The organism is Alphaproteobacteria bacterium, assembly GCA_019635875.1.
Taxonomy (GTDB): domain Bacteria; phylum Pseudomonadota; class Alphaproteobacteria; order Reyranellales; family Reyranellaceae; genus JAFAZJ01.
The window spans coordinates 387419-413051 of the sequence record JAHBYP010000001.1 but is presented as its reverse complement, the minus strand read 5'-3'; the positions used below and the strand labels follow the sequence as shown (position 1 = coordinate 413051).

The 25633-nt window shown below is 69.1% G+C and carries 31 protein-coding genes; 9 read left to right on the top strand and 22 right to left on the bottom strand.

Annotation, left to right across the window (positions count from 1 at the left end):
• Nucleotides 1–9: 9 nt before the first annotated feature.
• The 8 genes from ureG to KF889_02070 are packed head-to-tail and all read right to left on the bottom strand — an operon-like array spanning nt 10 to nt 7086.
• Nucleotides 10–651, bottom strand: a complete 642-nt coding sequence (gene ureG, locus KF889_02105; protein MBX3498210.1) for an urease accessory protein UreG — start codon at nt 649–651, stop codon at nt 10–12.
• A complete protein-coding gene (locus KF889_02100) occupies nt 648–1334 on the bottom strand; it encodes an urease accessory protein UreF (protein MBX3498209.1) in 687 nt (228 codons plus the stop codon). Before KF889_02100 ends, ureG begins: the two co-directional genes overlap by 4 nt.
• Entirely contained in the window at nt 1327–1821 is a 495-nt protein-coding gene (gene ureE, locus KF889_02095; protein MBX3498208.1) for an urease accessory protein UreE, read from the bottom strand. The genes KF889_02100 and ureE overlap by 8 nt, the downstream gene beginning before the upstream one ends.
• A gap of 2 nt (nt 1822–1823) precedes the next feature.
• Nucleotides 1824–2954, bottom strand: coding sequence for a beta-lactamase family protein (locus KF889_02090; GenBank protein MBX3498207.1), 1131 nt, complete (start codon nt 2952–2954; stop codon nt 1824–1826).
• A gap of 8 nt (nt 2955–2962) precedes the next feature.
• Nucleotides 2963–5014, bottom strand: coding sequence for an urease subunit alpha (gene ureC, locus KF889_02085; GenBank protein MBX3498206.1), 2052 nt, complete (start codon nt 5012–5014; stop codon nt 2963–2965).
• Between the two features lie 11 nt (nt 5015–5025).
• Nucleotides 5026–5328 carry an urease subunit gamma gene (locus KF889_02080; protein ID MBX3498205.1) on the bottom strand — a complete coding sequence of 101 codons (303 nt, stop codon included), beginning with the start codon at nt 5326–5328 and terminating at the stop codon, nt 5026–5028.
• 36 nt (nt 5329–5364) lie between these two features.
• Entirely contained in the window at nt 5365–6207 is an 843-nt protein-coding gene (locus KF889_02075) for an urease accessory protein UreD (protein MBX3498204.1), read from the bottom strand.
• Between the two features lie 18 nt (nt 6208–6225).
• Nucleotides 6226–7086: a prolyl oligopeptidase family serine peptidase gene (locus tag KF889_02070; GenBank protein ID MBX3498203.1), complete on the bottom strand. Its 861-nt coding sequence runs from the start codon at nt 7084–7086 to the stop codon at nt 6226–6228.
• Nucleotides 7087–7154: 68 nt separating this feature from the next.
• Here KF889_02070 and KF889_02065 point away from each other — a divergent pair, with 68 nt between their 5' ends.
• Nucleotides 7155–8333, top strand: coding sequence for an acyl-CoA dehydrogenase family protein (locus KF889_02065; protein ID MBX3498202.1), 1179 nt, complete (start codon nt 7155–7157; stop codon nt 8331–8333).
• A 7-nt stretch (nt 8334–8340) separates the two neighbouring features.
• Here KF889_02065 and KF889_02060 read toward each other — a convergent pair whose 3' ends face one another.
• Complete coding sequence (locus KF889_02060) at nt 8341–8910, bottom strand: hypothetical protein (GenBank protein MBX3498201.1); 570 nt, start codon at nt 8908–8910, stop codon at nt 8341–8343.
• Between the two features lie 491 nt (nt 8911–9401).
• Here KF889_02060 and KF889_02055 point away from each other — a divergent pair, with 491 nt between their 5' ends.
• The gene (locus KF889_02055; protein MBX3498200.1) at nt 9402–10394 is read left to right on the top strand and encodes a proline racemase family protein; all 993 of its coding nucleotides are present in this window, start codon (nt 9402–9404) and stop codon (nt 10392–10394) included.
• Nucleotides 10395–10396: 2 nt separating this feature from the next.
• Here the strand turns inward: KF889_02055 and KF889_02050 are convergent, their stop codons facing one another.
• The 6 genes from KF889_02050 to KF889_02025 are packed head-to-tail and all read right to left on the bottom strand — an operon-like array spanning nt 10397 to nt 14984.
• On the bottom strand, nt 10397–10687 hold the full coding sequence (locus KF889_02050) for a hypothetical protein (GenBank protein ID MBX3498199.1): 291 nt from the start codon (nt 10685–10687) through the stop codon (nt 10397–10399).
• Nucleotides 10684–11250 carry a gamma-glutamylcyclotransferase gene (locus tag KF889_02045; protein MBX3498198.1) on the bottom strand — a complete coding sequence of 189 codons (567 nt, stop codon included), beginning with the start codon at nt 11248–11250 and terminating at the stop codon, nt 10684–10686. Before KF889_02045 ends, KF889_02050 begins: the two co-directional genes overlap by 4 nt.
• A gap of 2 nt (nt 11251–11252) precedes the next feature.
• Complete coding sequence (locus KF889_02040; GenBank protein MBX3498197.1) at nt 11253–12107, bottom strand: DMT family transporter; 855 nt, start codon at nt 12105–12107, stop codon at nt 11253–11255.
• A gap of 11 nt (nt 12108–12118) precedes the next feature.
• Complete coding sequence (locus tag KF889_02035) at nt 12119–13018, bottom strand: prephenate/arogenate dehydrogenase family protein (GenBank protein ID MBX3498196.1); 900 nt, start codon at nt 13016–13018, stop codon at nt 12119–12121.
• Nucleotides 13015–14106 (bottom strand): histidinol-phosphate transaminase, encoded by a 1092-nt coding sequence (locus tag KF889_02030; protein ID MBX3498195.1) that lies wholly within the window; start codon nt 14104–14106, stop codon nt 13015–13017. Before KF889_02030 ends, KF889_02035 begins: the two co-directional genes overlap by 4 nt.
• Before the next feature lie 32 nt (nt 14107–14138).
• Nucleotides 14139–14984: a chorismate mutase gene (locus tag KF889_02025; protein MBX3498194.1), complete on the bottom strand. Its 846-nt coding sequence runs from the start codon at nt 14982–14984 to the stop codon at nt 14139–14141.
• Nucleotides 14985–15138: 154 nt separating this feature from the next.
• On the opposite strand from KF889_02025, the gene KF889_02020 reads away from it, so the two are divergent.
• From KF889_02020 to KF889_02010, 3 genes are read left to right on the top strand one after another with little or no spacing between them, the layout of a single operon-like run.
• Nucleotides 15139–16335 (top strand): homoserine O-acetyltransferase, encoded by a 1197-nt coding sequence (locus tag KF889_02020; protein ID MBX3498193.1) that lies wholly within the window; start codon nt 15139–15141, stop codon nt 16333–16335.
• Nucleotides 16332–16952, top strand: a complete 621-nt coding sequence (gene metW, locus KF889_02015) for a methionine biosynthesis protein MetW (GenBank protein MBX3498192.1) — start codon at nt 16332–16334, stop codon at nt 16950–16952. The genes KF889_02020 and metW overlap by 4 nt, the downstream gene beginning before the upstream one ends.
• Before the next feature lie 25 nt (nt 16953–16977).
• On the top strand, nt 16978–17469 hold the full coding sequence (locus KF889_02010) for a hypothetical protein (GenBank protein MBX3498191.1): 492 nt from the start codon (nt 16978–16980) through the stop codon (nt 17467–17469).
• A 70-nt stretch (nt 17470–17539) separates the two neighbouring features.
• Here the strand turns inward: KF889_02010 and KF889_02005 are convergent, their stop codons facing one another.
• Genes KF889_02005 through KF889_01995 form a run of 3 tightly spaced genes read right to left on the bottom strand, consistent with a single transcriptional unit; the run spans nt 17540 to nt 20172 of the window.
• Nucleotides 17540–18454 (bottom strand): GNAT family N-acetyltransferase, encoded by a 915-nt coding sequence (locus KF889_02005; protein MBX3498190.1) that lies wholly within the window; start codon nt 18452–18454, stop codon nt 17540–17542.
• A 5-nt stretch (nt 18455–18459) separates the two neighbouring features.
• A complete protein-coding gene (locus tag KF889_02000; protein MBX3498189.1) occupies nt 18460–19380 on the bottom strand; it encodes an NAD(P)-dependent oxidoreductase in 921 nt (306 codons plus the stop codon).
• Nucleotides 19381–19398: 18 nt separating this feature from the next.
• On the bottom strand, nt 19399–20172 hold the full coding sequence (locus tag KF889_01995; protein MBX3498188.1) for a methyltransferase domain-containing protein: 774 nt from the start codon (nt 20170–20172) through the stop codon (nt 19399–19401).
• Between the two features lie 159 nt (nt 20173–20331).
• Between KF889_01995 and KF889_01990 the strand changes: the two genes are divergently transcribed.
• Both KF889_01990 and KF889_01985 read left to right on the top strand, forming a co-directional pair.
• Entirely contained in the window at nt 20332–20940 is a 609-nt protein-coding gene (locus tag KF889_01990) for a glutathione S-transferase (GenBank protein MBX3498187.1), read from the top strand.
• A complete protein-coding gene (locus KF889_01985; GenBank protein MBX3498186.1) occupies nt 20937–21371 on the top strand; it encodes a cupin domain-containing protein in 435 nt (144 codons plus the stop codon). The genes KF889_01990 and KF889_01985 overlap by 4 nt, the downstream gene beginning before the upstream one ends.
• On the opposite strand, the gene KF889_01980 is transcribed toward KF889_01985, so the two are convergent.
• On the bottom strand, nt 21368–22258 hold the full coding sequence (locus tag KF889_01980) for an EamA family transporter (GenBank protein MBX3498185.1): 891 nt from the start codon (nt 22256–22258) through the stop codon (nt 21368–21370). The genes KF889_01985 and KF889_01980 overlap by 4 nt on opposite strands.
• 59 nt (nt 22259–22317) lie before the next feature.
• Here KF889_01980 and KF889_01975 point away from each other — a divergent pair, with 59 nt between their 5' ends.
• Nucleotides 22318–23295, top strand: a complete 978-nt coding sequence (locus tag KF889_01975) for a DUF1499 domain-containing protein (GenBank protein ID MBX3498184.1) — start codon at nt 22318–22320, stop codon at nt 23293–23295.
• Nucleotides 23296–23298: 3 nt separating this feature from the next.
• Here the strand turns inward: KF889_01975 and KF889_01970 are convergent, their stop codons facing one another.
• The gene (locus KF889_01970) at nt 23299–23694 is read right to left on the bottom strand and encodes a carboxymuconolactone decarboxylase family protein (protein ID MBX3498183.1); all 396 of its coding nucleotides are present in this window, start codon (nt 23692–23694) and stop codon (nt 23299–23301) included.
• A 179-nt stretch (nt 23695–23873) separates the two neighbouring features.
• On the opposite strand from KF889_01970, the gene KF889_01965 reads away from it, so the two are divergent.
• Nucleotides 23874–24626 carry an alpha/beta fold hydrolase gene (locus KF889_01965; protein MBX3498182.1) on the top strand — a complete coding sequence of 251 codons (753 nt, stop codon included), beginning with the start codon at nt 23874–23876 and terminating at the stop codon, nt 24624–24626.
• A 92-nt stretch (nt 24627–24718) separates the two neighbouring features.
• On the opposite strand, the gene KF889_01960 is transcribed toward KF889_01965, so the two are convergent.
• Together KF889_01960 and KF889_01955 are read right to left on the bottom strand one after the other, a co-directional pair.
• Nucleotides 24719–25174, bottom strand: a complete 456-nt coding sequence (locus KF889_01960) for a class I SAM-dependent methyltransferase (GenBank protein MBX3498181.1) — start codon at nt 25172–25174, stop codon at nt 24719–24721.
• Nucleotides 25174–25578 (bottom strand): DUF2306 domain-containing protein, encoded by a 405-nt coding sequence (locus KF889_01955; GenBank protein MBX3498180.1) that lies wholly within the window; start codon nt 25576–25578, stop codon nt 25174–25176. Before KF889_01955 ends, KF889_01960 begins: the two co-directional genes overlap by 1 nt.
• Nucleotides 25579–25633 lie beyond the last annotated feature (55 nt).

The window sequence follows — 25633 nt, the reverse complement described above, 5'->3', positions numbered from 1 at the left end:
TCGGATCCTTCAGGCTGCTTGAGAGGTGCCCATGGGTCGGACGGGCAATCCACCCTGGCGCACGATGAAATCGGCGATCTCGGCGACGCCGCGATCTTCCTTGAGATTCGAGAACACGAAGGGCCGCGCGCCGCGCATCTTGCGCGCGTCGCGGTCCATCACCTCAAGGCTGGCACCGACCAGCGGCGCGAGGTCGATCTTGTTGATCACCAGCAGGTCGGAACGCGTGATGCCCGGCCCGCCCTTGCGCGGAATCTTGTCGCCGGCCGAGACGTCGATGACGTAGATCGTCAGGTCGGCGAGCTCGGGCGAGAAGGTCGCCGCGAGATTGTCGCCGCCTGACTCGACGAACATCACCTCCATGCGCGGGAACAGCCGGACCATGTCGGCGACCGCGGCGAGGTTGATCGAGGCATCCTCGCGGATCGCCGTGTGCGGGCAGCCGCCGGTCTCGACGCCGACGATGCGCTCCGCCGGCAGCGCGCCGGCGCGGGTCAGGAATTGCGCGTCTTCCTTGGTGTAGATGTCGTTGGTCACCACGGCGATATCGTAGGCGGAGCGCATGCGCTTGCACAGGCGCTCGACCAGCGCCGTCTTGCCCGACCCCACCGGGCCGCCGATGCCCACGCGCAAGGGTCCGTTGCCGATCATGACCTGAACAACCTCGTGTACTGCGTCTCATGGCGCATCGAGCACCAGTCGACAAGAGGCGCCGCACCGCCCACCTCGTCAAGCGGATGCTGGGCGATGGCGCGCGCACAGGCTGCGGCAACGTCAGCCTCCAGACCCGCCAACGCGCATTGCCCGTCGGTCTGGCCCAGCGGAATAGCCCGCACCGCCGCCGAGACGAGGTTGGCGGCAAAGGCATGCAGGTACCCGGTCAACGCCGCCGAAAGCGCGATGCCATGCCACGCCGCGGCGACCGCGACGGCGACCGGCAGCGCGATCTCGCCGCCCTGGCGTGCCAGCAACGCGTCCAGCCGCGCATCCGGCCAGGCCATCCTCGTGATGGTGGCGAAGGATGCGCCCTGCTGACGCGACTCCAGCGCCATCTCCGATGTCCCACGCCACGCCGCCGCCAGCTCGGCCACCGAGTCCAGCTCCGGCTCGTCACCGACGCTCGCCGCGCGCCACGCCGCCGCGAACAGCGCGCCGTCGACGCGACCCGCGCCGTTCGCGAGGACGCCGGCGATCCAGTCGCGCAGCGACTCGCGGTCACGCACGAGTCCCTCCTCGATTGCGTACTCCAGCCCATGGCTGTAGCTGAACGCGCCGATCGGATAAGCCGGCGACAGCCAGGACAGCAGGCGATAGAGCGCGGCGCCTTCAGTCATGGCCGTGGCGTCCGCCCGCGCCGTGGGCGTGCGGGTGGCGGTGGTCGTGATTGTGCTGGCCGTAGGCGCCGCCTTCGGGATTGAACGGCGCTGATACCGCGCGCACTTCGGCCCCCAGTCCCTTGAGCATGTCGACAATCACGTGGTCGTCGCGGATCAGGATGCGGTCGGCCTCGATCTGCGCCGGCAGGTGGCGGTTGCCCAGGTGCCAGGCCAGGCGCACGAACAACGCCGGATCCTTCGCCCGGACCTCGATCAGGGCTTCGTCGGCGGCCTTGACCATCACAAAGCCTCCGTCGTCGAGCGCCAGGCCGTCGCCGTCGCGCAGCACCATCGGCTCCGGCAGGTCGAGCAGGAAATCTGTGCCGCCGTCGCCCAGCAATCGCAGGCGCCGGCGATAGCGGTCGTCGTAGATCAGCGTGACGCAATCGGTGCGCTCGGTCTGCGGCCAGGCGCCCCGCGGGATCACCTTAGCGGCACGGCGCATGCCTATGCCTTCCACGCCGGGACCTTGCGCACGATGTCCCACATCATGCGATCGATCGCCTCGGTGTAGTCGCCGGCGCCGCGGCTGCGGCCATTGGTCAACGCCGCCCAGCACAGGCCGCGCGCGGTGCGTACCATCAGCGTCGTGGTGCCCGCGAGGCTGCCGGTGTGCCACCAGTTGTTGTTGCGGTTGACCCTCCAGCCCATCGCGTAGTCGGCGCGAACGGACGATGTGCTGGTCATCAGACGTATCGTGGCGGGCCGCAGGATATCGGGCACGGTGGGAAAGCCGTCGACATGCGTGAGGAAACGCACCAGGTCGCTCGCCGTTGCGATCCAGCCGCCGTGTGAGTCCATGCGGGCAACGTCGATCTCGTAGGGCCTGTCGCGATCGTCGTGATACGCGACCTCGTTGGGTGCGCGATCGGCCTTCGTGTTGCCGGCGATGCGCATGCCGCTGATGCCGCAGCGCTTCAGCACATGGTTGCGCACGAAGCCCTGGTAGCTCTCACCCGAGGTCTTCTCGACGATGCGGCCAAGCACGCAGTAGCCGAAATTCGAGTAGGCGTAGGAATTGCCCGGCGGCAGCTTCGGCGGCTGGTTGGCAAGGACCCAGGCGATCAGCTGCCTGTGGTCCTTGCCCTTCTGGCTGAACATCGGGTCGGTGATGTCGTTGGGCCAGCCGCCGGAGGTGTGGGTCAGCAGATGCTCGACCGTGATCTGGTTGACGTGGCGCGGGTAGCTGTCGCCGTAGACGACGTCGAGCACCGCGCCGCGCCCGAAGACCCGCTCGGTCAGGCTGAGCTTGCCGCGCTCGATCAGGGTGAAGATCGCCACCGCGGTGATCGGCTTCGAGACGCTGGCAATGCGGAACAGGCTGTCAGGCGTCACCTTCTCGCCGGCCTCTCTGTCGGCATCGCCATAGCCCTGCGCGAAGACCTGCTTGCCGCCGGCGGCGATTGCGATCGACAGGCCGGGGATGGCGAACTGGCGCATCGCTGCCTCGGCGACGCCATTCATCGCCGCGCGTTCTGCGTCGCTCGGCTCGACAGCGGTCGCCTGGGCGGATGCCTGACCTGCACCCATCATCGCGGCCGCGCCGCCAGCCAGGATCATGCGGCGATCGAGCGACATCGCCGGCCTCAGAACAGGAAATAGCGCTGCGCCATAGCCAGCACGGTGGCCGGCTCGCAGGTCAGCAGCTCGCCGTCGGCGCGCACCTCATAGGTCTCGGGATCGACCTCGATCCTGGGTGTCGCCGAATTGTGGATCATCGAGCGCTTGCCGATGCCGCCGCGCGTGTTGTCGACCGCCAGCATCGGCCGCGTCAGGCCCCATTGCCTGGCGACATCGGCGGCGATGCCGGCCGCGCTGGTGAAGATCACCGAGCTGGCCACGAGGTTGCGGCCGAAGCCGGCGAACATCGGCCGGTAGTGCACCGGCTGCGGCGTCGGGATCGAGGCGTTGGGATCGCCCATCGGCGCCATGGCGATCGAGCCGCTCTTGAGCACGAAGTCCGGCTTCACGCCGAAGAAGGCCGGCGACCACAGCACAAGGTCAGCGAGCTTGCCGACCTCCACCGAGCCGACATGCCGGCTGATGCCGTGCGTGATGGCGGGATTGATCGTGTACTTCGCGACATAGCGCTTGGCGCGCGCATTGTCGTTGTCGCCGGCCTCTTCTGCCAGCCGACCCCGTTGCTTGCACATCTTGTCGGCGGTCTGCCAAGTGCGGATCACCACCTCGCCGACGCGGCCCATCGCCTGGCTGTCCGACGACATCATGCTGAAGGCACCCATGTCGTGCAGGATGTCCTCGGCCGCGATGGTCTCGCGCCTTATGCGGCTGTCGGCGAAGGCGACGTCCTCGGGGATCCGCGGATCGAGATGGTGGCAGACCATCAGCATGTCGAGATGCTCGTCCACGGTATTGACTGTGTAGGGCATGGTCGGGTTGGTCGACGAGGGCAGCACGTTGCCCTCGCCGCACAGCCGGATGATATCAGGGGCATGGCCGCCGCCGGCGCCTTCGGTATGGAAGGTGGCGATGGTGCGGCCCTTGAAGGCGGCGCGCGTCGTCTCGACGAAGCCCGATTCGTTGAGCGTATCGGTGTGGATCGCGACCTGCACGTCGTAGCGGTCGGCGACGGCGAGGCAATTGTCGATCGCCGCGGGCGTCGTGCCCCAATCCTCGTGCAGCTTCAGGCCGCAGGCGCCGCCCCTGATCTGCTCTTCGAGTCCCGCCGGCAGGCTGGTATTGCCCTTGCCGAAGAAGCCGAGGTTCATCGAGAAGCCCTCGGCCGCCTGCATCATGCGCCCGAGATGCCACGGCCCCGGCGTCACCGTCGTCGCCAGCGTGCCATGCGCCGGGCCGGTGCCGCCGCCCAGCATGGTGGTGACGCCGCTGGCCAGCGCCTCCTCGATCTGCTGCGGGGCGATGAAGTGAATGTGGCAGTCGATGCCGCCGGCGGTAAGGATGCGGCCCTCGCCGGCGATCGCCTCGGTGCCCGGGCCGATGACGATGTCGATTCCGGGCTGGATGTCGGGATTGCCCGCCTTGCCGATGCCGACGATGCGGCCGTCGCGGATGCCAATATCGGCCTTCACGACGCCCCAGTGGTCGAGGATCAGCGCGTTGGTGATCACGGTGTCGACGGCGCCCTCCGTACGGGTGCGCTGGCTCTGGCCCATGCCGTCGCGGATCACCTTGCCGCCGCCGAACTTCACCTCCTCGCCGCGGATGGTGTGGTCCTTCTCGACCTCGATGATCAGGTCGGTGTCGGCCAACCGCACCTTGTCGCCCACGGTGGGGCCGAACATCTGCGCGTAGCCCTGGCGCGAGATCCGTGCCGGCGAGTTGCCGCCACTAGCGCTCGACGCCGAAGCCGGCGCCAGCGCACCCGAGACCCTGGCGTTGAAGCCGTAGACCACGCGGTCACCGCCGAGGGCGACCAGCGTGACCTCGCGTGTCTGGCCGGGCTCGAAGCGCACCGCCGTACCGGCAGCGATGTTCAGCCGGAAGCCCTTCGTCTTCTCGCGGTCGAACTTCAGCGCCTCGTTGGTCTCGTAGAAATGATAGTGGCTGCCGACCTGCACCGGCCGGTCGCCGCCGTTGGACACGCTCAGCGTCAAGGTTTCGCGACCTTCGTTGAGGACGTGCTCGCCGGCAGCCGTGATGATCTCACCCGGTTTCATGGCGGTGCCCTTCAGCGGATCGGGTTGTGCACGGTCACCAGCTTGGTGCCGTCGGGGAAGGTCGCCTCGACCTGGATCTCGTGGATCATGTCGGCGATGCCGTCCATGACCTGATCGCGCGTGATGACGGTGCCGCCGTCGCGCATCAGTTCGGCCACGCTGCGCCCGTCGCGCGCGCCCTCGACGACGTAGTCGGTGATCAGCGCCACGGCCTCGGGATGGTTGAGCTTGATACCGCGTTCGAGGCGGCGGCGGGCGACGATCGCGGCCATCGCCACGAGCAGCTTGTCCTTCTCGCGCGGTGTCAGGTTCACGGCGTTTCCCCCTGCGTCATCGCCGCCCCAAATGCATCACACATGCCATACGCGAGGCAACCGCCGAGGGCCGCCCAGCGCGTCCTGCCGCATGAACGCCAGCCAATCCATCAGCCCGCGCCGCACCGCCAGCGGCTCGCCCAGAAAGCGCGCCAGCAGCACGCCGTTGACGACGGTGGCGCCGGCTCGCGCAGCCCCGCTCTCCACGACCTCGCGCGACGCCTCGAGCCAGCGCGCCGCATCCGGTCCCGCGAAGATGCCGGTCGCCAGCGCCGTCACCCCCCCGAACCCCGCGACGTCGGGCGGCGCGCCACCGAGCGCCAGAGCATCGGCCCAGACCAGCTTTCCACCGCGCCGCAGTCGCCAGCCGTCATAGACCGCACCGCGTGTGAAGCGCTCGCCGCTGGCGCCGCGGCCCAGCACGACCATTTCGCAAGCCAGCAGCCGTGCATCTCCGGCGAGATCGGCCTCGACCCGACGGCGCAGACGCGCGCCATCGAACACGATGGTTTCCTGCGGCAGCCACTCCAGCGTCGCGCCGGAGCCGACATGCAATGCGCTCTCGATCCGCGCCGGATGCTCGGCGGCCCGCGCCGCGCGATAGATCTTTTCCGCCGCCTGGGTCGTCGCGGTCGCCATGCCGCCCTCGACCTCGACCTTGAGCCGCACGCGATCGCCGTCGGTAAGGCCGCCCGAGGTCGTGACGATCACCGCCTGCGGCGGCTCAGCGGCCTCGGGCTGCGGAAACAGCACGCGACAGGGGTCGGACTGCCACAGGTGTGCCAACGCAAGGGCACCATCGGCGCGGCGCGCAAAGCGCACTTCCACGCCACCGTCCCCTCGTTGCAGGCGCGTCTCTGGCGTCATATTCAGCACCATGCCCTCAAATCATGCAGATCAGCGGTGTGGCGCGATGAAGTTCTGCACCAGGGGCGACCACACGGCGACGCCGTCGGTCGAGCCGAACAGGCTGTGGCCGTCGCGGCCGAAGGCCGGCAACAGGCGGTAGTCGGCATTGCCGCCACCCGCCTTGTAGGCGTCGGCCATGCGCCGGCTGAGCTCCGGATCGAAGAAGCTGTCGTTCTGGGTGTAGATCCACAGCGTGGGCACGCGCGCCGTGCGACCGAATCTGCCGGCGGCGTCGACCAGGTTGCGCGGCGCGCAGTTGTTGTTGGCGATGTTCTGGTGCCGCCCGCCTCGGCCGCCGGCGAAGTTCACCATGACGGGCACGCCGGCCGGGTTGCGCGCCGAGTACGCGACCGTGGCCCAGCCACCTGCCGACTGGCCGACGATCAACGTGCGATCCGGCAGCACGAAGGGCTGCGTGCGCATGTATTGCACGGCGGCGTCGACGTCCTTCGCCGCCTCGACGCCGGCGCCGTAGTAGGCGCCGACCTCGCACGAGCCATAGCTCTCGTTCCAGCGCCCGCCCGTCTCGCCGTAGCCGCGACGCAAGGGCAGCACGACGACATACCCCTGCCGCACCAACCACGACGAGGCAACGGCGAAGCGCTGACGCTGCATCTGGCTGCGGCCGCTGACCGGCGAGCCGTGGTTGATGACCGCCAGCGGCCGGCGCTGCTCGCCCGGCGGACGAAAGACGGTGGTCAGCATCGGCCGGTCGGGATCAGCGCTGAGTATCCGCCAGATCTGCTCGCGATGGGCGCCGATCTCGCCGCCCTGCGGACCAAGCCCCTGCGCCGAGGCGCCGCTCGCCAGCGCCATCATCGCCAGCAGCGCCCACACCGTTCCGCGCATCGAGAGCCTCCCCTGTGGCCGCGCCCCTACCTTGCCCCGCCGCGCACGCCGCTGCTAGCGTCAGCCGCATGACACTGACCGAAGAGTTCGACGCGGGGCTGACCGACGCCGAGCGCGCGATGATCGCCAAAGCGCGGTCCTTCGCCGAGCGCGTGGTGGCGCCCAACGCAAAGGACTGGGAGTACGAGCGCCGGCATCCCACCGATGCGATCCGCCAGGCCTGCGCCGAGGGCCTGCACCTGATCGAGCTGGAGAAGCGCTTCGGCGGCGAGGCGCTCTCATTTTCCTGCAAGATGCGGGTCTGCGAGGAGGTGGCGCGCCACGACTTCGCCTTCGCCTTCTCGCTGGTCAACGTGCACAACTCGATGGCGCGGTTCGCCCGGGATGCCCATCCGTCGATGGTCGAGCGCCTGCTGCCGCGCATGCTCAAGGGCGAGGTGATCGGCTCGCCCGGCCTGACCGAGCCCTGGGCCGGCAGCGACTTCGCCGCCATCCGCACCACGGCGACCAAGGTCGAGGGCGGCTGGGAGCTCAACGGCGCAAAGGCCTGGATCACCAACTCCGCGATCTGTGGCCTGGCCCTGGTCTACGCCCAGACCGATGCGTCGAAGGGCTGGCGCGGCATCGCCGGCTTCATGGTCGAGGCCGACAAGCCGGGCTTCCATCGCGAGGCCCCGTTCGAGCTGCATGGCGGCCACGCCATCGGCGCCGCCGGCTTCCGGCTGGAGAAGTACCTCGCGCCCGACGAAGCGCTGACCGCCAGGCCGGGCGAGGCGTTCAAGATGGCGCTCGCCGGCATCAACGGCGCGCGCACCTACGTCGCCGCCATGTGCTGCGGCATGCTCGAATCGTCGGTCGCGGTGGCCACCAGGTACGGCAGCGAACGCACGCTGTTCGGCGGCAATGTCATGGACCTGCAGGGCGTGCGCTGGAAGCTGGTCGACGCCGCCAACGATCTGGAGGCGATGCGCGCGCTGACCTACCGCGCCGCGCGCATCATCGATGCGAAAGGCGACGCGCAGGAAGCCGCGGCGCACGCCAAGAAGTTCGCCGGCGACAAGACCATCCAGCACATCGCCAACTGCATCCAGGCGATGGGCGCCAATGGGCTCCGCGCCGACTACCCGCTGGCACGCCACATGAGCGGCGCGAAGATCGCCAGCTACACCGACGGCACCACCGAGATCCAGAACGAGCGGCTGGGCCGTGTGCTGATCGATCGGTATGGTTCAGCTGTACCGGTCTGATTGCCGGTCACTTCTTTGGCTCGCAGTTCTGAGGGCATGCCGTCTTCTCCGATGGAGCAGACGCCTCCCTGATGCCCATGAGCTCCTTGGTTCGACGAACCCGCTCAAGCTCGTATTGATAGCGCACTTCCTCGTCGGAGATGGCGCGTTGCCGCTTGGCGAGCTCCGCCGCAGCCTCCGACGCATCGCGTTCCACGGCACCCCAGTAGATTGAGACCAGGACCGACACGGCCAGCGCGAAGACGATCGAGGTCGCCAATCCGGCCGGGGTCCGCTGGTCCTTGGACAAGACATAGACGAAAATTCCGCCGATGAGAGTGAGGAACGCGGGCAGGAACTCGCCCACGACGCTGACGCGGCTGTTGCCGGTCACATAGCCGATGGCGAAACCAAGCAGCGCCACGGTGAAGGTCGATGACACCACGAAGGCGGGCAGGGCCGGCCGAATGCGACGCTGCGCGGCCATGGCGAGCAGCACGAGCACGGCGACGATGAGGCCGGCGAGCACGAGCGCCGGCGCCATGACCTGCAACGTCACGGAAAGAAACAGAAGGATCCTGTCGAAGACCGCGCTCATGCCCATCTCCGGCCGGTCATGGCCTTAGTCCCGTGACCTGATCGCCGCCGGCGGCCGCCAAGGCCGGTTCGGATCGAGCGGCTTCGGCTCGACGATCCTCGCCGGCGGAGTGACGGGGCCCGGTTTGGGTGAAGTGCTCAGCGTCGGCCCGAGAACGCGGCACCGCGTCAGGCAGGCGTCGCGCTCGAGCCCAGGATCCGAAGGGCATCGGGCCTCGCAGCTCTGTGCCGATGCAACCGGGGGTCCCAAGGCCGCGGACCCACCGACCATAACCGCGCAGAGAACTCCCCGCAGCATCTCCCCCACGGTCTGTCCTCATCGGTAGAAAAGTGGATAAAGATAGCAACCGCCGCGCGGATTCGCAATCGAGCCCGCCCGAGACCATCCTGTCGATTGCATTCAATCTGCCGATAGCACGGATGATAGAGTTCGGTCATGCAGCTGCGCCGCGAACCCCGTCCATGAACGAGCGAATCCTTCGCACCATCGAGATGCACACCGGCGGTGAGCCGACGCGCATCGTCGTGGAGGGCTGGCCGGAGTTCAGCGCGCCCACGCTGCTGGGCAAGCGGCGCGAGGCGCGTGAGCAGCACGATCATCTGCGGCGCGCGCTGATGCACGAGCCGCGCGGGCATGCCGACATGTACGGCGCGCTGCTGGTGAAGCCGGATCATCCCGAGGCCGATCTCGCGGTGCTGTTCCTGCACGGCGAGGGCTACAGCACCATGTGCGGCCACGCCACGATCGCGCTGGCGCGCTGGGCCGTCGACACTGGCCGCGTCGCGCGAGTCGAGCCGGAGACTGTGGTACGGCTGCAGTGCCCGTGCGGGCTGGTCGTGGCGCATGTCGAGGTCAGGAACGGCAAGGCCGGCCGCGTGCGCTTCGACAGCGTGCCCTCCTTCGCCTTCCAGCTCGATGCCATCGTACTGACCCAGACCTGGGGACCGGTGCATGTCGACATCGGCTATGGCGGCGCGTTCTACGCCATCCTTGACGCCACGACGATCGGGCTGGACGTGCGTGGCTCGGCCTTGCGCCACATCGTCGATGCGGGAGAAGCCATTGCCGACGCGGCGAAGAAGACGCTGCGTCTGGAGCATCCCGACGACCCCGATCTCGCCTACATCTACGGCACCATCCTCACCGACGGCGGCATCGGCGCGGTGAACGACGGCGACTGGCCGGGCGCCAGCCGCAACATCTGCGTCTTCGCCGGCCGCCAGGTCGATCGCAGCCCCACCGGCAGCGGTGTGAGCGCACGCATCGCTGTGCAGGTGGCGCGGCGCCAGAGCAAGATCGGCGACGTCTGTGCCTACGAGAGCGTCACCGGCGCGCGCTTCACCGCCAAGGCACTGTCGGAGACCCGTGCCGGCCGCCATCGGGCGGTGATCGTCGAGGTCGCCGGCGAAGCGCACTACACCGGCGAGAGCATCTTCCGCTTCGAGGACGACGATCGCCTGAAATGGGGCTTCGACCTGCGCTGAGATCACCACCGCTTGGGCAGCGCGGCGATGATCGAGTCGAGCTCGTTGCTGGCGCGCCACGACGTGCCGTCCGGCCCATGCACGAACGCGTCTTCGCCATAGATCCACCACAGCCGGCTCAGATCGGCATCGGACTGGCACTGGCCGCGCAGGTCGATCAGCGAGCGGCGCAGGATCTCGCGCGCAGCCTCGCGCGCCGTCCAGGGCGAGCCGTAGCGGCCGACCTCGCGTTCACTTTCCGGTGTCTGGTAGTGCGCCATGTCGACGCGCACGACCGACCACGGTCCGCTCATTGCCGCGCCGCCTCCAGCAGCTCGTGCAGATGGCTTTCGCGCAGGCCCAGCTGATCGAGATGCATGACGGTGTTGGCGACGTAGTCGAGGCAGCGGCCGCGGACGCCCTCGCCCTGGCGCACCAGGGTCACGGCCTGCGCGAGCGGCAGCTTGCCGAGATAGCTGGGGTGCTCGCGGTTGGCCAGGTAGAGCAGCGCCTCGACCATGCTGCCGTCGTCGAGCGTCAGCGGCCGCATGGTTTCGAAGTAGACGCCATCGTTGAGGATCTCGCGATCCCAGAGATAGCGGCGGGTAGCGTCGTAGTCGCGCTCGGGCAGGCGATGCGCCAGGCCGCGGCAGGCGCCGCCGGGCAGCAGGCCGAGGATCAGGCCGGGCACCTTGGGCGTGCCGCGGTAGTGCTCGGACTTGATGCAGAATGCACGGTGCCAGCCGGCCAGGCGCGCCGGGCGAGTCTCCTGCGGCACGAAGCCGGGATCCCACATCAGCGAACCGTAGGCGAAGACCCAGGCCGGCCGCGCCGCGATCGACGCCACGCTGGAGTGCGGATAGCGCGACCTCGCCATCGTCAGCTCCGACTCGCCAGCGCCACGCCGGCCACCGTGATGCCCATGCCGAGCAGCGCCACCAATCCGAAGGTCTCGCCAAACAGCGGCAGGGCGATCAGCGCCGTGCAGGGCGGCACGAGATAGAACAGGGCCGCAACCTTCGAGGCCGCGCCGCGGCGGATCAGCCAGAACAGCAGCATGTTGGCGCCGATGCTGAGCGCGAGCACGGCCCAGACCATGGCGCCCAGGAACTCCGCCGTCCAGCGCACGGTCATCGACTCGAACAGCACCGCGCTGATGGCGAAGACGATCGCAGCATAGCCATATTGCACGACCATGCCGGTGCGCAGATCCATCGTCGCCAGGAAGCGTTTCTGATAGAGCGTGCCCAGCGTGATGCCGAACAGCGCCGCTGCCGACAGTGCGACCGACAGCGCCGTGGCTTCGCCGATGCGCGCCTTTTCCCAGATCACCAGCGCCGCGCCGATGAGCCCCAACAGCAGGCCGATCCATTGCCGGCGCGACACCGCTTCGCCCAGCAGCGGGCCGGCGAGGATCGCGGTCAGCAGCGGCTGCAGCGAAACCAGCAGCGCCGAGACGCCGGCCGGCATCTGCCGCTCAATGCTCATGAAGACGCCGCCGATGTAGCCGACATTGATCAGAACACCGACGACCATCAGGTGCAGCCAGGTCGTCGTGCCGCGCGGCCAGGACGCGCGCATGGCCACCGACAGCGCCGCCAGCAGCACGACCGCCACGGCATAGCGGATCGCCAGCAGGGTCGCGGTCTCGGCGTAGGGCAGCGCACCGCGCGCGACGATAAAGCCGGTGCTCCAGATCAGAACGAAGATCGCCGGCGCGGCGAGCGCGGGCATGGCCCGGGCCCTCAGGCCTGCTTCATGTCGATCAGCGCGCGGCGGATGTCGCGGGTGCGGGTGAAGAGCTCGAACAGCTTGTCGCCCTCGCCCCAGCGGATGGCGCGCTGCAGGGAGAAGAGATCCTCCTGGAAGCGCCCGAGGATCTCCAGCACCGCCTCGCGGTTGTTGAGGAACACGTCGCGCCACATCGTCGGATCGGAAGCCGCAATGCGCGTGAAGTCGCGGAAGCCCCCGGCGGCGAACTTGATGACCTCCGAGCGGCGCTCGCCGGCCATGTCGTCGGCGGTGCCGACAATGGTGTAGGCGATCAGGTGCGGCAGATGCGAGACGATGCCCAGCACCATGTCGTGCCAGTCCGGCGCCATGAACTCGACCATGCTGCCGCAGGCAGTCCAGAACGCCGCCAAGCGGTCGACCGCGGCCTGGTCAGCGCCCTCGAGCGGGGTGAGGATGCACCAGCGTCCATCGAACAGGGTCGGGAAGCCGGCCTCGGGGCCGGAATGCTCGGTACCGGCGATGGGATGCGCCGGCACGAAATGCACGCCGGCGGGGACATGCGGGCGCATGTCGCGGATCACCGCCTGCTTGACCGAGCCGACCTCGGAAACGATGGCGCCTTTTGTCATCGCCGGCGCGATGGTCTTCATCGCCTCGCCGCAGGCGCCCACCGGCGTGCAGATGATGACCAGATCGGCGTCCTTGACCGCCGCGGCGAGATCGGTGCCGCAATGATCGACCACGCCGATGCGGTTGGCGGTGTCGGCCGTCTTCTGGCTGCGCGTGGCGGCGACGACGCTGCGCACCAGGCCGTCGCGCTTCGCCCTCAACGCGATCGACGAACCGATCAGGCCGATGCCGATCAGCGCCAGCTTGTCGAACAAGGGTGGCGGCTTGGGCGCGTCGCTCATCGCTTGGCCGCGACGAACTTCGCCAGCGTCTCCCGCACCGCCTTGACCTCGTCCTCGTTGCCGACGGTGATGCGCAGGCACTCGGGCAGGCCGTAGCCCGCGACCATGCGCGGGATCAGGCCGTCCTTCATCATCGCCTCGTTGGCGGCCGCCGCGCGCTCGGGCGAGCCGAAGCCCACGAGGATGAAGTTGCCGACGCTGGGCAGCACCTTCAGGCCGAGCCCGTTGAGCTCGCTCGACAGCCACGGCAGCCACTTGTCGTTGTGCAGCCGGCTGGCCTCGGTGTGCTCGGCATCCTCCAGCGCCGCCACGCCCGCGGCCTGCGCCGCGAGGTTGACGTTGAACGGCTGGCGCAGGCGGGCCATCACGTCGATCAGGTGCGGCGGGCCGTACATCCAGCCCAGCCGCAACCCGCCCAGCCCGTAGATCTTCGAGAAGGTGCGGGTCATCACCACGTTCTCGCTGCGATCGACCAGCTCGACGCCAGCGTCGTAGTCGTTGCGCGAGACATACTCGGCATAGGCCGCGTCGATGATCAGCAGCGTCGTCTTCGGCAGGCCGGCATGCAGCTTCTTGACCTCGTCGCGGGTGATGTAGCTGCCGGTCGGGTTGTTGGGATTGGCCAGCGCCACGATGCGCGTCCTGTCCGTCACCTTCGCCAGCATGGCGTCGACGTCGGTGCGGTAGTCCTTCTCCGGGGCAGCGACCGGCGTGGCGCCGACGCCCAGTGCGTTGATGGCGTACATCAGGAAGCCGTGCCGGCTGTGGATCAGCTCGTCGCCCGGCCCGCAATAGGCGCGCACCAGCAGGTTCAGCAGCTCGTCCGACCCGGCGCCGCAGACGATGCGCGCCGGATCCAGACCGTAGCGCTTGCCGATAGCGGTCCGCAGCTTGTCTGAGCCGCCGTCGGGATAACGATGCAGCTCGGCGGCGACGCGGGCGTAGGCCGCCATGGCCCTGGGGCTGGGGCCCAGCGCGCCCTCGTTGGACGACAGCTTGCTGACCTTGGCCACGCCCTCGACGGTGTCCTTGCCGCCGACATAGGGCGCGATGTCCATGATGCCGGGACGCGGCTGCGGGATGGTCATCGGTCTTTCCTGCTTCGGATCTCGGGCCTGTTTCAGATCTTGGGCGGCACGGCCCAGGCGCCGAGCGCCACGACCCGCGCCGGCTCGCCACCCAGCGCGGCGCTGAGCGCCGGCAGTCGCGGATCGTGGTCGGAGACGAAGGTCGGCACCTCGACTAGATCCCACCACGTGCCGCTCTGCTCGACGTCGATCACCGAGGTCGGGGCGTGGAAGCCCGCCTTGGTCACCGCGCCGATCAGGCGGCTGCGGCTGATCTCGACCGGCGATTCGATGGCGAGCAGCGCGTGGTCCTCGCCGCTGGCCTCGGCATCGATGCGCGCCAGCACAAAGGAATCAAGGTCGCGGCCGCGGCTGTTGGGCATGGCGACGAAGGGCAGGCGCTGCACGATGTTGGGGGTGGTCGCCTCGCCGCTGGTCAGGCGGATCCACCACGGCGCCGGCTCGTCCTGCACTGGCGCCGGCACGACGCCGATGACGTTGGGGTCGAGCCGCATGGCGGCGATCACCTGGGCGGCGGTCTCGTGCGCCTGGAACGGGATCTGGGCGCCGAAATGATCGCGCGCGAGATCCCAGAATCCGGCCTGGTCGGCCGGCCGGCAGACCGCAACGCGCACCGGTCCCTGCAGGAAGGTGAAGGCGCCCATGATCTCGCGCCAAAGACGCACCAGGGCGGGCCGCGGGAACTGGCCCTCGTGGCGCGCCAGCAGGCGGCGCAGAACCTGGGCCTCGCGGCCCGGCCGCAGCGCAAGCCCGCCATTGCCGCCCTTGGCGGCGGCGATGCGGCCGACCAGCTCGGCACGGCGCATCAGCAGATCGTGGAGGGCTTCATCGATGCCGTCGATCTGGGCGCGCAAATCGTCGAGGCTGGGAGCGTCCATGGCGTGGTTGGCGTGGCGGAAGGGCGTTAGGTTTAGTCGGGCGATGGGCCAAAGGCAAAGTAAACATTGACAGGCCAAATCGGCCTCCCCTAGCTACGGCACCCCGCGCCCGTGGCCGTTCGTCGCGCCACCATGGGCGCCCGAGCTTCTGCCGATGGACACCGCGGTTCACCATCCCAACGATAAGGCGTCCGGCGACCCGCTTGCTGGTCTGACGCCGGCGGCGCGGCGTGCGCTCGACGCCTCGCACAGCGTCTGGCTGGGGCCGCTGAAGCTCGATTGCGGGGTCGAGCTGACGCGCCATCGCGTCGCCTACCGCACCTACGGCACGCTCAACGCCGAGCGCAGCAACGCCGCGCTGATCTGCCATGCGCTGACCATGGACCAGTTCGTCGCCGATTCGAACCCGGTGACCGGCAAGGAAGGCTGGTGGCTGAGCCTGGTCGGGCCGGGCCGGCCGCTCGATCCGGCGAAGTATTTCGTGATCTGCGCAAACGTGCTGGGCGGCTGCATGGGCAGCACCGGCCCGCTCGACATCAACCCGAAGACCGGCGGCCGCTACAACCTGTCGTTCCCGATGGTCACCATCCGCGACATGGTGAACGCGCAGGCCCAGCTGCTCGACCATCTCGGCATCGAGAGCCTGTTCTGCGTCGTCGGCGGCTCGATGGGCGGCATGCAGGTGCTGCAATGGGCCGCGTCCTATCCGGACCGCGTCTTCGCCGCCCTGCCGATCGCCACCGCGGCGCGGCATTCGGCGCAGAACATCGCCTTCCACGAGGTCGGCCGCCAGGCGATCATGGCCGATCCGGGCTGGCATGGCGGCGACTACGGCGCGCACGGCACCGTGCCGGCGCGCGGGCTGGCCGTGGCGCGCATGACCGCGCACATCACCTATCTCAGCGAGTCGGCGCTGCAGCGCAAGTTCGGCCGCAACCTGCAGGACCGCGCCTCGCTCGGCTACAGCTTCGACGCCGACTTCCAGGTCGAGAGCTATTTGCACTACCAAGGGAAGTCGTTCGTCGAGCGCTTCGACGCCAACGCCTATCTCTACATCACCCGGGCGATGGACTATTTCGATCTCGCGGCGGAGTACGGCGGCACGCTGGCGACGGCGTTCCGCGGCAGCAGGACGCGCTTCTGCGTGATGTCGTTCACCAGCGACTGGCTGTTTCCCACGCACGAGAACCGCGAGGTGGTGAAGGCGCTCAACGCCGTGGCCGCCAACGTCTCCTTCGTCGAGGTCGAGACCGACAAGGGCCACGACGCCTTCCTGCTCGACGAGCCCGAGATGTTCCGCACTCTCGACGGCTTCCTGCGCGGCGCCGCCAACGCGCGTGGTTTGAAATGAGCCCAGCGGAGCGCGGCAAGATCCGCCTCGATCTGCAGCTGATCGCCGACATGATCGAACCCGGCACCCGGGTGCTCGATGTCGGTTGCGGCGATGGCGCGCTGCTCGACTGGCTGCAGCGCGAGAAGCAGGTCGACGGCCGCGGCATGGAGCTGAGCCAGGCCGGCGTGAACGCCGCCGTCGCCAACGGGCTTTCGGTGATCCAGGGCGATGCCGACACCGACCTCGCCCACTACCCTGACAACGCCTTCGACTATGTCGTGCTCAGCCAGACGCTGCAGGCGACGCATGAGCCGCGCCGCGTGCTCGAGCAGATGCTGCGCGTCGGCAAGCACGCCATCGTGTCGTTTCCCAACTTCGCCCACTGGCAGGTGCGCGCCCGCCTCGTCTTCGGCGGCCGCATGCCGGAGACCGACGCCCTGCCGTACAAGTGGTACGACACACCCAACATCCACCTCTGCAGCATCGACGATTTCCGCGCGCTGTGCGCCGACATGGGCGTCACCATCGAGAAGGCGCTGACGCTCAGCCGTCACGGCCGGCCGCTGCCCAACCTGCCGCTGCCGCTGGCAAACTTGCTCGGCGGCCAGGGACTGTTCCTGCTAAGAAGACGGTAACAAGCAGGGTTGTTCTTGGGGGAAAATGCAGTTCCGCACCATCGCCATCGTCGTGCTGATGGCATTTCTGGCTGCCTGCGGTGAACGCACCGGCAACGCCGCGCTGGACGAGGCTTTGTGGAACGGATGGCCAGGCGATTCCGTCGGCCACGTCGACAACTCAGCGAAGAGCTTCGAGGTCGCGGCCCTCGTCCATCGCGGTGGCATGATTCCGGACCAAGACGCTGCCGCGATACGCGCGACGGTCGATCGCGTGCTGCGCTACGCCGCGCGCCAAGCCCAGCAGCGCCAGGCGGCTCAGTTCGAGATCCGTGCGTCGCTCAACTCGATGTCGCGCGGTGTGTATCGCGGCTCACAGCGGCTGGCCACAACACGCCATCTGTGGCTGCAGGCCTTCGTCGCTTTGACCGACGAAGGTGAGTCGCCAGCGAAAGGCTCTGCCGTCTTCAGGACAAGTGAGGTGCTCGCGGCGCCAAAGGAGCAGCTGCTGTCCCTGCCGCCCACAGCCGTGCGTTGAAGAACTCCCTGCGGGCAGACGTCGAGAAAGAGCGCGGCGTTGCTGAAGGGGCGAATTGCGGGCGGAGCGGTCAGGAAGTGATCTCGGCAATTTTCGGTGCGACGACACGCAGCCACTCGGCGGTTTCGAGTTCCATAGATCGATCAAGACGACCGGCGTTGAAGAACAGGGTCTGGTTCGACAGCAGCGCCTGGTCGACCACGACGCTGAGCGAATCGTGCAGCGCGAAGGGCGGCACCGCGCCCATGATGCAGCCGGTGATCGCCTGCGCCGTCTCGGGCGAGGCGAAGCCGCATTTGCGTGCGCCGTATTGTGCAGCCACGGCGGCGAAATCGAGCTTGCGGTTGCCGGGCAGGATCGCCAGCACATGGCGCCTGCCGCCACCACCGCCACGCACGTCGAGCACCATCGCCTTGGCTGCCTGCTCCGGCCGGTTGCCGCGAATGATGCTGATGAGTTCGGAGCGTCCTTCCGGCTCATGCTCGATCAGGCGGTATCGCGCGCCGGCGGCGTCAAGCAACGCGCACACACGCTCGAATGGCGGCGGCAGCGGGCGTTCGTAATAGAAATCCCACTCGCCCTCGCCATACCGTGCGAAGCCGTGGCGCTCGTACAGATGCGCCGACTCGCTGCCTTTCACGACTTCGAGCTTCACGACTCGGCCTGACCGGTCAGCCTCGGCCAGCAGCGCGCGCAGGATGGAGCCGCCGAGGCCGGTGCGGTGGTAGCGCGGCTCGAGATAGAAGTATTCGAGCACCCAGTGCTCGTCCTCGCGGCGGAAGCAGACGCAGCCGGCTATCGCGCCTTCGACGAGGATCGCGCGCATCCAGTTCAGGTCGAAGCCTTCGCCGAAATACCGTCGCGCGCGATCGGGGTCGAAGCGGCCGATGCGTTCGAGCGCCGGGCGCATCACGCGCAGGCGCAAGCCGAGCAGCGGCTCGAAATCCGCCTGCCTGGCGGCACGGAACGACCATGGCGCGGTCATGACGGTCAGCCGAAGACCTTGTCGGAGAGTACCGCCAGCGTCTCCTCCAGCGAGCGCACCTTGCCGTCGGCCGGGACGGCGCCCGCCTCGACGGTTCGGTGCAGCGCCCTGTAGGTCGTCTCGCTCATCAGCGGTGGCACGCCGGTCTCGCGCAGCATCTGCGCCACCAGCACCATCTCGTCGCTGCGTCGTCCGGCGTGAACGAGGTGGGTCTCCACCATGCGTGCGAGGAACTGGCCGAAGCCCTCGTGATCGACGTCGCCCAGGCAGCCCATCACCTCGTCGAGCAGGCCCTGCCGCCGGGCCGCGACGAAGCTCTCGACAGCCAGCGCCTCGACGCCCTTGATCAGCACGCTGCGCAGTACCTTCACCGCCGAAGCGCTGCCCGGCTTGGGGCTCAGCACCTTCACGTCGAAGCCGTTGGCGTTCATCCAGCCGGCGGCGAGCGGCGCGTCGGGACCGGCGAGCAGCATCGGCGCCTTCTGGCCGCGGCCGAAGAACGAGCCCATCACGGCGATGTCGACATAGCGCGCGCCGGCACCTTCGATGACAGCGCGATCGCTCTCGGCCATGGCGCCGGTGACGGTGCAGAGGTCGAGGTAGAAGGCGCCCTTCTTCAGCAGCGGCGCGGCCGAGCGTGCGACGTCGAGCGCGAACTCGCCCGGCACCGCGCTGATGATCAAGTCCGCCTCGCCCAGCGCCGCCGTGTAGGCCCGCTCGATCGCGATATCGAGGCGCCGCGCCTCGTGGCCCAGCTTGCGGCCGCGTTCATCCACGTCGAGCGCGGTATCGATCGCGATCAGCCGGCGCGGGCGGTTGTCGCCGGGGCGCGGCAGCCCGCGCCAATTCTCGGCCAGGCCGCGCCCTATGGCAGTGCCGGCCTCGCCAAAGCCGATCAACGCTATGGTCAGCGGGTCGAGAGCCATGGGGTCGGGAACGCCGAATTACGTGCTGGACGGTGTCGGCTCGCCATCGCGCGTCGCATCGCGCCTGTCGCGCGAATAGGCGACCTTCAGCGGCGGACGCGCGACCAGCACCGGGCGATGCTCGCGCGCGCCGGTCGCGGCATAGATCTGCTTGCCGGCCTCGACGATGGTGACACCGGCGAAGCGGCCCAGCAGGCGCTCGCCCAACCGCTCGATGGTCGGCGCCGCGCGCAGCAGCAGGCGCGAGCGCACCGGCGGCAGATAGAGCGCGCGCGACTCGCGCATCGGCGTGAACATGTTGGCGCGCAGCAGGGCGGCCAGCTGGCGGCCCGAGTACGGCTCGCCGAAGGAGAAGGGCGAGCGCTCGAGCTGCGACCACAGGCCGGTGCGGTTGGGCGCCACCACCAGCAGGCGGCCGCCATCGGCCATCACGCGCCAGACCTCGCGCAGGAACGGGCGCACCTGCTCGGCGCATTCCAGCGCGTGCACCAGCACCATGCGGTCGATCGAGCGGTCGGCCAGCGGCAGGTCGGTCTCGTCGACCAGGGCGGCAAGGTTGCCGCCCTCGCGCGGCCAGCGCAGCACGCCCTGCGCCGCCGGCATCAGCGCGAAGACGCGCTCGGCCTCGTCGATGAACGGGCGCAGGAACGGCACGGCGTAGCCCAGCCCGGCGACGCGCATGCCGCGCACGTCGGGCCACAGCCCGCGCAGGCGCGTGCGCAACAGGCGCTGGGTCACCTGGCCCAGGCTCTCGCCGTAGAAATCGCGCAGATCAACAATGTCGTTGAACATGCCGCCAGTATAGCGCCTGCGACCGCCGGCGTCTCGCGGGCGTGTCGCCGTCTCCGGCCCTCACGCCCCGATGAGAAAATCGCGACGGTGCCGGTGCCGGGCCCTATGGTATCGGACTACCAGTTCGCATCCCCGGGGAAAGGATCGATCGTGGCCAAGATGAAGCTGCTGCATTCGCCGTCGTCACCCTATGTGCGCAAGGCGCTGGTGCTGGCGAAGGAAACCGGCCTCGACGGCAAGATCGAGACGGTAACGGTTACCACGACGCCGATCGCACCGGCGAGCGAGGTCTCGGCACGCAACCCGGTGGCCAAGATCCCGGCGCTGACCGATGGGGCGATGACGCTCTATGATTCGCCCGTAATCTGCGAGTATCTGGACAGCAAGCATCGCAAGAGGAAGCTGTTCCCCGCCAAGGGCAAGGCGCGCTGGACGGCGCTGCGCCAGCAGGCGCTGGGCGACGGGCTGCTCGATGCCGCGCTGCTGGCACGCTATGAGGACTTCCTGCGCCCAGCGGACAAGCGCTGGCCGGAGTGGTCGGCCGGACAGATGGCCAAGATCAACGGCGCGCTCGATGCGATGGAGAAGGAGGCCGGCTCGCTCAAGGGCGCGTTGACCATCGGCCACATCAGCTTCGGCTGCGCGCTGGGCTATCTCGATTTTCGCTTCGCCGATCTCGGCTGGCGCGACAGGCGCAGGAAGCTGGCGGCCTGGTACGCAAAGTTCGCGCAGCGTCCATCAATGAAGACGACGATGCCGCCGGGCTGACCCCGGTGGATGCCGACACGCTGATCGCCGCGCTGGGCCTGCAGCCGCATCCCGAGGGCGGCCACTACCGCGAGACCTTCCGCGCGGCGCCCGCTCCCGGCGAGGCGCGTGGCGCGACGACGGCGATCTTCTTCCTGCTGCGCCGGGGCGAACGCTCGCACTGGCACCGCGTCGACGCCGTCGAGATCTGGCATTGGTACGCCGGCGCACCGCTTGCGCTGGCGATCGCCGACCCGAATGCGCCGCGCCGCACGATCACGCTGGGCACCGATTTCGCCGCCGGCCAGTCGCCGCAGGGCATCGTGCCGGCGCACGCATGGCAGGCGGCGCAAACGCTGGGCGACTGGACGCTGGTCGGCTGCACGGTGTCGCCCGCCTTCGAGTTCAGCGGCTTCGAGCTCGCGCCACCGGGTTGGGAGCCGCCTGCCTAGCTCTTCCTGCTCCAAAGATCGCGCGCGGCCATTACGGCGCCGGCGACGACGAGCGCTGCCGCCAGCAGCAGCGTTGGGCTCGCCTGGGCGCGGCCGGCGACGATCAGCGCCAGGGTCGAGAGGATCGGCGTGAGGTAGCTGAGCGCGCCCAGCGCGCGGATGTCGCCGCGCTTCACCGCGATGTCCCAGAGATAGAAGGCGGCGCCCACCGGGCCGAGGCCCAGCGCGGCCAACGCCAGCCATGTCGTCGTGCCGTATGGCGGCACCGTGGTCTCGAAGAGCAGATGCAGTGGCAGTGCCAGCAGCGCGGTGACGACGCAGAAGCCGGCAACCGCATCGGTCGGCACGTCGCCAAAGCGCCGGCTGATGGTCGAATAGAGCGACCAGGCGAAGGCACAGCCCAGCGCCGCGAGATAGCCTTTCCAGTGGTCGCCAGCGAAGCCGAGATCGCCGCGACCCAGCGCCAGCACGACGATGCCGGCCAGCCCCAGCGCCGCGCCGGCGAGGTGCCACCAGCGCAAGCGCTCGCCAGCCACCGGTGCGGCCAGCAGCACGATCAGCAGCGGCCAGAGATAGTTGATCAGGTTGGCCTCGGCCGCCGGCGCCAGGCGCAGGGCGATGAAGTAGAGCAGGTGATAGCCGAACAGACCGGCGACGCCGAGCAGCCAGACGCGTGGCGGCCAGCGGAAGGCGGCGAGCGGCGAGCGTCCCGACAGCGCGATCCAGGCGAGGCCGGCCAGGCCGCCGACGGCAAACGTCATGGCGACGAGCTGGAATGGCGGAATGGTGCCGGTCGAGACGGTGAGCAGCGCCAGCGCCGCCCACAGCAGGATCGCCGCCAGGCCGCTGAGCGTGGCGCGGCCGCGCGCCGGCGATGGGCTCGTCATGGCGCGCGACCCTACAGAGAGCGGCGCGCGGCTTCCAGCCGATATGCTAGGCTTCGCCCATGCCGCTGCGCCGCGCCCCCAGTCCGGGCAAGCTGTTTCTCGCCCGCGTGGCGTTCGGTCTGGGCTGGCTTTCGGCGCTGGCGATCCTGCTGGTCGGTCCGGCCTATCGCCACGGCCACATCGACCTGGTGATGGTGCTGCGCGTGCTGACGATCGGCGCCTATGTCGCCGTCGGCGCCGTTGTGCTGGGCCTGTCGGTGTCGTTGCTGCTGCCCACCGCCGGGCCGCGGCGCGGCATCGTCGCCACCATCTTCGACTTCGGCCATCGACTGGCGGCTGCGAGCGCGCTGCTGGGTCTGATCGGTCTGGGCCTCGCCACCGCCGGCCAGGCCTTCGCACCCGACATCGTCGCCCATGTCGAGCCAGCCAGCGTCATCGTCATAGCCGCCATCGCCGCCGTCGCGGCGATCGTGCTCGGCGTCCTGGCCTCGCTCGCCGCGCCGCGCGGCAGCGGCAAGCCTGGCGTGCTGTCCGCCCTGCTCGGCGTCGGGCTGGGACTCGCCGCCGCCTATGTACCGCTGTCGTGGCGGCTGGCGGCGCAGAGCCTGCCGCCGATCAACGACGTGACGACCGACACGCGCGATCCGCCGCGCCTGGTCGCCCTGCTGGCGCGGCGGAGCGGTGCGACCACGGCGGCGGATCACGGCGGCGATCAGGTCGCACGCCTGCAGAAGACAGGCTACCCGGACATCGCCCCGCAGCTGCTGGCCCGGTCGCCAGCCGAGGCGCTTGCGCGCGCCGAGCAGGTCGCGCGCGATCTTGGCTGGAACATCGTCGCGGTCGAACCCCGCGAGGGACGCATCGAGGCGATCGCGGTGACCCCCTGGTTCGGCTTCCAGGACGACATCGTCATCCGCGTGAAGCCGGCCCCGTCGGGCAGTCGCGTCGACATCCGCTCGAAGTCGCGCCACGGGCTGAGCGACCTCGGCGTCAACGCGCGGCGCATTCGCGCCTTCATCGCGCGGCTGAGCGGCTGAGCCCTACTCCTTCAGCGCCTCATCGACCTCCTGGCCGTAGAAGGTCGCGTAGCTGTTGCCCTCGAGCGCCAGGCCGACGATCTCGACCAGCTCGGCGAGCTGCTCCTCGCTGGCGCCCTTCTTCTTGGCCAGCGCGCTGTGCGAGGCGCTGCAATAGTGGCAGCCATTGGCGACGCTGACCGCGAGGTAGATCAGCTCCTTGGTCAATGCGTCGAGTGCGCCCGGCGCCATGGTCGTTTGCGCGCGCTGCCAGAAGCGCTTCATCACCGCGGGGTGGCGCGCCATCGCCTTCCAGGCGTTGTTGACGTCGGGCACGTTGCGGGCGCGCTTGATGTCGTCCATCACCGCCCGCGCTTCCGGTGATGCATCGGCGTATTCGATCAGCTTGCCGTAGCCCATGGCGGTCTCCCTTTCGATCGGCCGGTTCTACCGCGCGCCTCGCCTTGCTGGAACTTTGTCGTTCCCATGGCGTTACGGGCCGTCCGCCATGCGGGATGCCCGGTCCTGTCACCGACTCGTGACATCGATCCGCCACAGGGGCGCGCTACCGGGGCGCGGACAACGTGAGGAGATCGGCGATGCGACGGCGAGCATTCCTGGGGACGGCGGCGATGATGGCGGGAACGCTCGCCATGCCGGCCCGCGCGCAGGACGCACCCGTTACCTTCGTGCTGATCCACGGCGCCTGGCACGGCGCGTGGTGCTGGCAGCTGCTGACGCCACTCCTGGAAGCGCGCGGCCACGAGGTGATCGCGCCGACCCTGGCCGGCATGGGCGAACGCGCCGGCGAGCTCAGCGCCGACATCACGCTCGACACCCATATCGACGAGGTCGTCGACCTGCTCGACCGCCGGCGCGTGCAGAACGCGGTGCTGGTCGGCCACAGCTACGCCGGGGTGGTGATCAGCGGCGTCGCCGACCGCGTGCCGCATCGCCTGCGCCGACTGGTCTTCCTCGACGCCGTCATCGTCGAGAACGGCCAGTCTCTGGGCGGGACCAGGCAATCCGGTCGCGCCGCAGCCCTGCCGCCGATGCCCGCCTCGGCCTTCGGCGTGATCGACGCCAGCGAGCGCGCCTGGGTCGAGAGCAACCTGACGCCGCATCCCGCCAACACCTTCGCCACGCCGCTGCGGCTGGCCAACCCGCTGGGCAACGGGCTGCGCTGCATCTACGTCGCCTGCACGCGGCCGGCCATGGCATCGGTCGGCCGATACCTGCAGATGGCGCGTTCGCGGCTGGGCTGGCAGGTCGAGGAGCTGGCCACCGGCCACGACGCGATGGTCACCGCGCCGAGCCCGCTCGCCAACCTGCTGGTTCGTGTCGCTGCCTAGGAATGCGGTATCAACCCTGTCATCCCGAGCGCAGCGAGGGATCTAGGGAAGCTGCCTGGATTCCTCGCTGCGCTCGGGATGACAGGGTTGATTCAACTCGGCCGGACATGGAGCTTGCGCGCCAGCGAGTCGCGCTCGAAATCGATGGGCACGAACGTCAGTGCCTCGGGAATCCCGATGCCGGCGTCGGCGAGCAACTTGCGCTTCCAGGCCTGCGTCGCAGGATGATCGACCTCAAACATGCGCAGGTCGGCCGCGTCGGTGCGATAGGCGCAGGTGTCGAGGCCGGCGCCCAGCACCACGAGCTGCGTCGTGCCACGGGTGCGCGCGTCGGCCAGCGCGTCCTTGGCGAAACGCGAGCGCGCGGCGATGAAGCGGCGCAGGCCCGACGTGACGGAGTCTGCCTCGCCGCGCAGTGATTCGGCGTCGGCGCCGATGATGCGCAACGCCAGAGGGTCGCGGAAGATGCGGCCGCCCTCGAGCACCTGGTGCTGGGCGCGCAGCATGGCGGCGCCGAGGGCGGTGCGGCTGGGCGTTGCCCCTTCCATCAGGCGTAGCCCAGGATGCGCGAGATCATGCGGCCGGGCACCAGCGCGCCACCTCCGGCGCCGAGGATCGCACCGACGTAGAGGCCGATGACAAAGCCGCGATGCGCACGGATGCGGCCGGCGCGCGCCGCCCGGATCGCCAGCGTCACCATCACCAGGACCAGCACCGACAGGCCATGAATGGCGCCGAACGGCCCGACGACACGCAGCAGTGTCGCCGGAATGAGAAACGAACTCAGCGCAGCCACCACCATGAGCGCCATCCAAACGCGGCCGGTGATGCGGTGAACCGGCGTGCCCTTGGGTTGCGCCAACAGCCACAGACCCAGCCCCGCGGCGGCGAGCACCGTGACCAGATGGACCTGGATCGCCAGCGGCGCGGCGGCGACAGGCTCGAGTGTCATCGCGCTCTCCCCGGACCGGCACGCACGGTTGCCGTCGCGGCGCCGAACCGTTAAG